Genomic DNA, 8,437 nt, shown 5'->3' with positions numbered 1-8,437 from the left:
TCCGGAGAAACAACCATGACATTGTCAGTGGCGTAACGTTCCTTGATGTCGCGGGTCATGACCGGAGCCGCAAACAGGTTGTCGGTCGGGATATCGAAAAAACCCTGGATCTGTCCAGCATGGAGATCCAGGGTCAAAATGCGGTCCGCACCTGCTTCGGTGATCAGATTTGCCACCAGCTTCGCCGAGATCGGCGTTCGGCCGGAAGCGCGGCGATCCTGACGGGCATATCCGAAATAGGGAAGCACCGCCGTGATCCGGCGGGCGGATGAACGGCGCAGCGCATCAATAATGATGAGCAGCTCCATCAAGTGGTCATTGGCCGGGTAGCTGGTCGGCTGCACGACGAAGACATCTTCGCCGCGCACGTTTTCTTGTATTTCTACGAAGATTTCCTGGTCGGCAAATCGCCGAACCTGGCATTTGGCCAGAGGCACATCCAGATAGTTGGAAATTTCCTCTGCCAGGGCTCGGTTGGAGTTGCCCGCGACGATCTTCATGAGCCGCAAGTCCTTCTGGTGCGACGCCGGGCTTGCAGGCTGAAGTGGCCATGCAAACACGCGGAAAGGGCCTAGGTCGTTCAAGTGCCTTCGCCAAGAGCTCCTCATGGAAAGCCTTAGCAGGCGGCGGCGTTGTAACAATCAACCACCCGGACCACAACCGTCGTTCGCGCCTGAATCTCGCTTTTTTTGTATTTTTATGACGAAGAACGACAGTTGCCCGTCGAACTGATCATTATCGGTTGAGCCAGGCTTTGATTTCTACCATGGAACGATTGGCGATTCGGGACAATGTTCCGGAACTGACCGACTGCCACGGATCACCGGAGGCACCACCTGTTGCTTCCGTCCCGGAGATTCGTTTCAGACGCTTGCCGGAGCCGTCGACAATGTCGAAGACATAAAACACAGTGCCGTTGGAGGGCTGTCCCGTTGCCGCAAGAAATCCGTTCACACGGTATGACGCGCTCGCCCCAACCCGGCGAACAAGGGTGATACCCTGTTTGCGAGCTTCCTCACCGATGAATTCGGAAAGCTCATCGGCGATGTTACCGGGTGCTCCAGTGAAAGGTTCAAAGGCAAAAGTGACACCTTGCTCCTCGTCCACCTGTCCTGCAATTGACGGCGAAGGGGCCGTTGTTGCAATCGGGCTGGGCGGTTGCGGCGACGATTGACAGGCCGCAAGCACGCTTAAAAGCAACAAACCCGCCATTGCTCGCAGGAATGAAAAGGATTTCTGGCTTGAAATTGGGAGCATGGAGATGCCTGGCTCTCGTGGTCTAATTCGTTCCGGTTGCGGACCGGCGGCAGAATTGCCGGGAAGTGAGCCGATCCACAAAGTTGAACATGGTTTAGCCTGACTTGACCGGCAGGTCGAGAGGCAGCTTGGATAAGCACTCGGGCGCGTTTTGTGTTGTCAGATAGGTCTGACCAAGTGTCATCGCCGTGCCGGAGATTGAATCCATCAAGATCATGTGCATGAAAATCACCATGTTCGGCTTCACTTCCGCCGGGTTTGACTTGTAGGCCATCGGCGTGTCCATCCAGCTTGGAGTGAAACGGGCGCCAAGCGAGTAGCCGCACGCATTCAACCGGTGCTGCATCATTCCATGGGCATCGACGCGTTCGGCATGAGCGTCGAAGACGTCCCCGAACGTCTTTCCCGGAACCAGTTGTGTTTCAACAGCCGCGAGAGCTTCGCGCGCGGCGGTGTACATTTCCTGGTGCCTGTCGGTCGGCGTGCCGATCACAATCGTTCTCATCAGGGCTGCGTGATAGTGGCGATAGCTGCCGGCCCATTCCAGGGTGAGCTGATCCTGATCGGACAAGGTCCGGCGGCCTGCCTTGTAGCGGCACAAAAGAGCATCCTGACCGGACCCGATGATGAATTCGTTGCCCGGATAGTCACCCCCCCCTTCGAAAATGGCGCCTTGCATTGCCGCGAGGATACGGCCTTCGTCCGCACCGGGGTGAATTTCGTTCATGGCGGCGTAATAGGCCTTGTCGGCAAGGTCTGCTGCCTTGCGGACATAGGCGATTTCTTCTTCGCTTTTGACGGCGCGCAAATTCGGGATCAGGGGAGAAGCGTCGCTGATGTCGGCAAAACTGGTCAGTTCCGCATTGATTTGGAGACCGATTTTCCCCGTCATGCCGTGGGTGTCGTATTCGATACCGATCTTCTTGCCGAGAAGATCCATGTCGAACAGCATGTCCTTCAGTTGCAGCACCGGACTTGCCGTTCCTCGGTCGACCCAGATACGAATGTCCGAGATGTTGGAAGTCTGTTTGGCCTGGCGTTGATCGGCCGACCGGGTCAGAAGAACCTTTTCTCCATCTTTGGTCACCACAAGACACTGGAAGAAGCAGAAGCCGAACGTGTCATAGCCGGTCAGCCAATACATGCTCTCCTGAGCGAACAGAAGCATGGCGTCGAGGTCGTCGGCCTCCATAGAGGCTTTAAGCTTTTCGAAGCGACTTTCAAATTCAGCATCAGAAAAATGAAGTGCCATGGGGCGTCCTTAAGTGAGTGCAATCGCGCTGATCTGGCGACCGTAATCCGGTTCTTTCCGGTGGGTCGTGCGCCGGTAGGAAAAGAAACGTTCTTCGTCGCCATAGGTGCAAAGACCCATGTCGACGACCTGGCCAAGGCCAATCACTTCAAGCCTAGCTGAGATAAAGGCGGGTAAGTCAAACATAAAATGGCCGCTTCGCTCGGAGGGAACAAAAAAGCGGGCATTTTCGTTCGCGCCCTGTGTAAACCTTTCCTGAAATTCAGGCCCAACTTCATAAGCCTTTTGGGAGATTGTCGGACCAAGGACCGCGACAATGCTGTTCCGGTTGGCACCAAGGGCTTCCATCGCGGAGACCGTGTTTTCCAGGATGCCGGTGATCGCTCCCTTCCAGCCGGAATGTGCAGCACCAAGCACCTTTGACACAGGGTCTGCAAACAAAACCGGTCCGCAATCCGCGGTCGAGACACCAATTGCCAGACCTTGAGCGCTGGTAACGAGTGCATCGGCCTTGCGGTCCTGGCCTTCGACAAACGGACCGTTCAGCGATATCACGTCAGGGGAGTGGATCTGATAGGGAGAGGCCAGCATGCTGGCATCCACACCGAGTTCACCTGCGACCCGCCCACGGTTTTCTAGGACCTGATCACGGGTATCGTCCGAACCGAGGCCGATATTGAGGCTTTCGTATATCCCTTTCGAAACGCCGCCCTGGCGCGTGAAAAAACCGTGGTGGATACCATTCAGCTTCAATGCGTCCGCTTCAATCTTCATGGATGTCTCCGACACAAGCGATTCGTCCTTTCAGGCACTGATCCTTGGGGCTATCAACCGGCGCTGTCAAACGGTGAAAACGCGCATTTTTTTCCCGTGATTGCCAAAACCTTGAACAGGTCACCCATCTGACCAGGCGCGGCCAGGCGTTCAACTGCGTCGCGGATTGCATCCTGTTCCTGAGGTGTTTTTCCGGCACCCAGAACCCCCGCTCGCTCGAGCAATCCGGAGCGTAGCAGGAATTCGCCCTGGGTGAGGGGAGGCAGTGCCTTTGCGCCGCCCCGGACCGCTGCCGCAGCCAGTGCTTCGAAATTCACATGTGCCGTCAGATCCGCTTCGCCGGGATGCGCGAGCGCATCGTCATAGGAATGTCTGCGAAGGGCCTGAAGTGTGTCGCCCGGTGCGGTTGTCAGATAGCCATAGTCAATAAAGACAGCAACGCCGCCGTGTTTTGTCAGTCTTGCGCCGATCTCTTCGGCTATCGCGTTGGCTGCGGGCTGGGTTTCCAGGATGGTTCCCTCGGGGCTTTTTGCAAACTCCGGAGGAATGGCTTTGTCCGGAAGTCTGGCAGTGCCGGCGCCGAATACCAGGTTGCCGTTTTCATCCAGTCCGATCTGCCGTTCCCGCCAACCATCTGGGATTTTCACATGCTGGTGGATCGGCAGCGCATCAAAAAACTCATTGGCCACCAGAATGAACGGGCCGTCCGGAACATCGCGGAAACTGTCCCTGAAGATCGGTTCCAGTTTAGAACCTGCGAGTGTTTTTGCCTGCATATCCCGAAGGCGCGGGCTGATTTCGACGAGGTTCAGTCTGGCAGCGTTTAAAAAAGCAGGACGCAGAGCGGCCATGCGCAGGAGGTCCGACATCAGCGTGCCGCGGCCGGGACCAAGTTCGACCAGCTCAAACCTTTGGGGAGCTCCCATCACGGCGTAGGCTGACAGGCAGGCGGCTCCGATCAGTTCGCCAAACATCTGACTGACTTCAGGCGCCGTTGTGAAATCGCCGTGTTTTCCAAAAGGTTCACGGGTCGTGTAGTAACCCGCTTCAGGATCGGCAAGGCAGATTGTCATGTACTGCGCGATCGAAAGAGGTCCTTCGCTGGCAATTCGCGCCTTGATCCTGTCTTTCAAAATGGTCACAGGGCAGATGTCTCGGTTTTGCGGCTGCCGGCCCAGATCATCGCGGCCAGCCCGGCAAGGATCATGGGTACCGACAACATCATGCCCATGGTGAAAAAGCCGCTCAAATAGCCGATATGCGCGTCGGGTACCCTGTAAAGTTCCGCAATTGAACGGGCGATGCCGTAGCCGAACGCGAAGGCTCCGGCGAGGAAACCGGGTTTTCTGAAGAGTTCAAACCGGTGAGACAGCAAACGCAGTACCAAGAACAGGACCACGCCTTCCAGTGCGGCTTCATAAAGTTGGCTCGGATGGCGCGGTTCCGGTCCGGCTCCGGGAAAGACAAAGGCCCAGGGAACATCAGTTGGCCGTCCCCAGAGTTCAGCATTGATGAAGTTGGCGATCCGGCCGAAAAACAAGCCGATCGGAGCCGCGCACCCCGCAAGGTCGAACAGGGTCCATACAGACAGGCCACGCCGCAAGGCGAACAGCACCATCGCGATGACGGTGCCCGCGAACCCGCCATGAAAGGACATGCCGCCGGTCCAAACCGCCAGTGCTTCGCCGGGATTGGCGAAATAGTAGGCGGGATTGTAGAAAAGGACGTAACCAAGGCGTCCGCCGATAATGATGCCCAGCGTTCCCCAGAGGACAAAATCGTCAAGATCTGCTGCAGTGGGCCGATGGATCGCACCCCAAAGCCGGTCATTGAGAACAAGCGAACGCATATAGCGCCATGCCAGAATAATGCCGACGATGTACGCGAGAGCGTACCAGCGCAGCGCGAGCGGTCCGAATTCGAAGATCACAGGATCGATTGCCGGGAACGGCAAGACGAGTAATGGCGTCACGGCAGGTCCTTTTGAAGTGGGTTGCAAAGCACCGGTTGATTTCCGGGGCAACGCTTGCGCCATCTTGCTGCGCCCGTCAAGCCGGTGCTTCACACACAAATGCGGCGTAATTGGATCTTGAAGTTGAGGCAAATCCCTCATACCTCTGAAGTATTCTATTTGTTTCCGACCAAGGAGGGTCACATGACCCAAGGCCCGAACCGGCTTCTCGATGATTTTGCCAAACTGATGACCGATGCCGCGGGTGTTGCCCAGGGCGCGCGCCGCGAAGTGGAAACCGCCTTCCGAGCTCAGGCAGAGCGGTTCCTTTCCGAAATGGACGTGGTTTCGCGCGAAGAACACGAAGCCGTAAAGGAAATGGCAGCGCGCGCACTTGATAAGGTCGAAGAACTCGAATCAAGGCTTGCGGCACTGGAGAAAAACGGCTCCGAAGGCACCGGCGACGCCTGAGTGCCCGCATTTGACGTTGTTGTGAGTGAATTCTGTTAATTGTGAATGACAGATTTACGACGGTTAGACTTGGCGGAAATGCGATGTTTTTGAGCATCTTGATAAAAATTCCCGCTGAGTCTTCCACAAGTTTCAGCTTTTTCGGTCCTATTGGTATGTATCCCTTAAATCATTCCTGATCCTATACTCTAAGTTAACAGGGATTCGTCGGAGCAAGACGGAACCGGTTCGCTTCAAGGGCCACCTAAGGGACGCGTTTTGCTCCTCCGGCATGGGAAATTTCCCGGCGGCCCACCCGGTTATCCTAATCGGGTACTCGGCCCCGGCTCGGAAGGGGAGAAGGCACATGAGCCTCATCGAGATCGAATTCGAGCGTCCTGGCAACCCCGTAGATACAATCGAGACTGTCGCCGCCTTGAACGACTGGACCTTTGAACGGTCGGACGAGGACGAGATCACCATTTCCCTGGGCGGGAGTTGGTGCGACTACCATGTTTCCTTCTCCTGGATGGAAGAAGTCGAAGCCCTGCATCTGGCTTGTGCATTCGACCTGAAAGTTACCGAACCCCGCAAAACGGAAATCGTCCGTCTTCTGGCACTGGTGAATGAGCAACTCTGGATGGGGCATTTCGATCTCTGGCACAAAGAGAACGTCATCATGTTCCGTCAATCACTGCTTTTGACCGGTGGCGCAGAAGCTTCGTCGGCACAAATTGAGGCAATGCTGACGAATGCACTTGAAAACTGCGAACGTTTCTATCAAGCCTTTCAATTCGTTGTCTGGGCCGGTCACTCGGCTTCGGAAGCGATGTCTACGGCCTTGTTTGAAACCGCGGGAGAAGCATGAGTTTTTCCATTGAACGGCCTTTCCTTCTTGTCGGAGCCGGCAAGATGGGAGGCGCAATGCTATCGGGATGGATGGCGGAAGGTGTTGACCCGTCCGCCATAACCGTCTGTGATCCACGTCCGTCCGAAGAGATGGTCACCCTGTTGAACCGGCATGGCATACGCCATGTGACTTCTGTTCCGGCAGAGCTGAACGCAGGTATTGTCCTGATAGCGGTGAAGCCGCAATTGATGGATCAGGTTCTGCCAGGCGTGAAATCGGCAGTCGCTTCCGATACGCTGGTCCTTTCCGTCGCAGCCGGAACACCCGTCTCCAAATTCCAGTCGGTATTCGGGGATGTCCCCATCTGCCGATGCATGCCGAACACTCCGGCCATGGTAAAGCGCGGGATCACTGCTGTGTATCCGACAGAGCCGGTAACGGGTGAGCAACGGGATGCGGTGACAAAACTCCTGTCAGCGGTGGGTGAAGTGGTTTGGCTTGACAGTGAAGATCAAATAGATCTGGTCACAGGTGTCAGCGGTTCGGGACCGGCTTATGTTTTCTACATGGCTGAAGTCCTGAGCGAAGCCGGGAAGGCCGCAGGGCTGCCGGAAGATCTTGCGGAAAAGCTGGCCGTCGCCACGATTTGCGGCGCCGGTGAACTGATGCATCAGACGGGAGAGCATCCTTCCAAGCTCCGTCAGAATGTCACCAGCCCCAATGGCACCACCGCCGCAGCGCTTGAAGTGCTGATGCATGACGAGGGATTGCAGCCTGTCATGACCGAGGCTGTTGCATCGGCTGTGAAACGGGCGCGAGAACTGGCGGAATAAGGTAATTTTCGGGACTGCGGCAGAGCGACACCCTTTTCGCCGCATTCCCGGTCTCCTATGTTACTTTTCAAAGGCATATTGGAGATCGTTCTATGGCAACCGCAAAGACCAAACAGAAGATCCTTCAGACATTTTTAGATCTGCTGTCTGACCATCCTTATGAGGACGTGTCGCTGCCCCTCGTGGCGGAAAAAGCAAAAATCAAGCTCTCCGACATGCGCAGTGCATATGGCTCAAAACTGGAGCTGGTGGCTGCTTTCGCCGAAAAAGTCGACACTGCCGTTCTGGACGAGCGTGACGAGGATATGGGCGATCAACCGCCCAGAGATCGGCTGTTTGACGTGCTTATGACCCGGATCGACGCTCTTGCCGAGCACAAGGATGCGGTTCGAGCCTTGCACAAGGCAGCACGACGTGACCCGGCACTGGCAATCGATTTCAACGGTCTGGAGCTCAAGTCGCAGAAGTGGATGCTGATTGCGGCCGGAATCGATGTCTCCGGTCTCAAGGCGAACATCATCGCCCAGGGGCTTTCGATTGCCTTTGCACGCGTTGTTGGCGTCTGGCTGGATGAGGCGGATGAAGGCATGCCGCGCACCATGGCCAAGCTCGACCGGGAGCTGGACAAGGGATCGTCGTTCATGAAGCGGATCAATGGTCTGGAAAGCGTCGCCAAGGGCCTGCAGAAGATGCTTAGAAAGGCGTCGGATCGGAGACGGCACCGTCGGCACAAAGACGAAAACGCTGAAGATGACGACGGATTTGCAAATGAAGCCACGGCAGGTGCTTAACGCACACTTCACACTTGCATAAAGAAATCCGACCCTTCATGGTCGCTCGCACTGTCACGAGGACGATAGCATGAGCGACCAGATCAGTTTTGATGATTTTCTGAAAGTGGATGTCAGGGTGGGCCGAATTGTCGAGGCCGAGGATTTTCCGGAAGCTCGCAAGCCTGCCTACAAGATGCGGGTCGATTTCGGTCCGGATATCGGCATCAAGAAAACGTCTGCGCAGATTACCAAGCATTACACCCCAGAGACGCTTGTCGGGCGGCTCGTTATGGCTGT

11 protein-coding genes are annotated in these 8,437 nt (G+C 56.1%); 5 read left to right on the top strand and 6 right to left on the bottom strand.

The window, feature by feature from the left end:
* The 6 genes from prs to lgt all read right to left on the bottom strand — a co-directional run.
* Positions 1-500, bottom strand: a 500-nt coding sequence (prs, locus tag K5905_RS20805) for a ribose-phosphate diphosphokinase (protein WP_297587224.1), incomplete at its 3' end; no start/stop codon positions are given.
* 235 nt (positions 501-735) lie between these two features.
* Complete coding sequence (locus K5905_RS20800) at positions 736-1,257, bottom strand: hypothetical protein (protein WP_297587222.1); 522 nt, start codon at positions 1,255-1,257, stop codon at positions 736-738.
* A gap of 94 nt (positions 1,258-1,351) precedes the next feature.
* Positions 1,352-2,509, bottom strand: a complete 1,158-nt coding sequence (locus K5905_RS20795) for a Xaa-Pro peptidase family protein (protein WP_297587219.1) — start codon at positions 2,507-2,509, stop codon at positions 1,352-1,354.
* Between the two features lie 9 nt (positions 2,510-2,518).
* The gene (pgeF, locus tag K5905_RS20790) at positions 2,519-3,283 is read right to left on the bottom strand and encodes a peptidoglycan editing factor PgeF (protein WP_297587217.1); all 765 of its coding nucleotides are present in this window, start codon (positions 3,281-3,283) and stop codon (positions 2,519-2,521) included.
* Positions 3,284-3,336: 53 nt separating this feature from the next.
* Entirely contained in the window at positions 3,337-4,425 is a 1,089-nt protein-coding gene (locus K5905_RS20785; RefSeq protein ID WP_297587215.1) for a class I SAM-dependent methyltransferase, read from the bottom strand.
* Positions 4,422-5,255 (bottom strand): prolipoprotein diacylglyceryl transferase, encoded by an 834-nt coding sequence (gene lgt, locus K5905_RS20780; protein ID WP_297587213.1) that lies wholly within the window; start codon positions 5,253-5,255, stop codon positions 4,422-4,424. The genes K5905_RS20785 and lgt overlap by 4 nt, the downstream gene beginning before the upstream one ends.
* A 183-nt stretch (positions 5,256-5,438) precedes the next feature.
* Between lgt and K5905_RS20775 the strand changes: the two genes are divergently transcribed.
* The 5 genes from K5905_RS20775 to K5905_RS20755 all read left to right on the top strand — a co-directional run.
* Complete coding sequence (locus K5905_RS20775) at positions 5,439-5,705, top strand: accessory factor UbiK family protein (RefSeq protein WP_297587210.1); 267 nt, start codon at positions 5,439-5,441, stop codon at positions 5,703-5,705.
* A gap of 346 nt (positions 5,706-6,051) precedes the next feature.
* Positions 6,052-6,552, top strand: a complete 501-nt coding sequence (locus tag K5905_RS20770; protein WP_297587207.1) for a YbjN domain-containing protein — start codon at positions 6,052-6,054, stop codon at positions 6,550-6,552.
* Entirely contained in the window at positions 6,549-7,367 is an 819-nt protein-coding gene (gene proC / locus K5905_RS20765; RefSeq protein WP_297587204.1) for a pyrroline-5-carboxylate reductase, read from the top strand. Before K5905_RS20770 ends, proC begins: the two co-directional genes overlap by 4 nt.
* Before the next feature lie 92 nt (positions 7,368-7,459).
* On the top strand, positions 7,460-8,158 hold the full coding sequence (locus K5905_RS20760; RefSeq protein WP_297587201.1) for a TetR/AcrR family transcriptional regulator: 699 nt from the start codon (positions 7,460-7,462) through the stop codon (positions 8,156-8,158).
* Between the two features lie 70 nt (positions 8,159-8,228).
* The coding region (locus K5905_RS20755; protein WP_297587198.1) for a tRNA-binding protein at positions 8,229-8,437 on the top strand (209 nt) is incomplete at its 3' end.

Origin of the sequence: Roseibium sp. (assembly GCF_025698965.1) — a bacterium.
Classification (GTDB): domain Bacteria; phylum Pseudomonadota; class Alphaproteobacteria; order Rhizobiales; family Stappiaceae; genus Roseibium.
The sequence above is the reverse complement of the archived record's forward strand: the minus strand, read 5'-3'. Positions and strand labels throughout refer to the sequence as shown.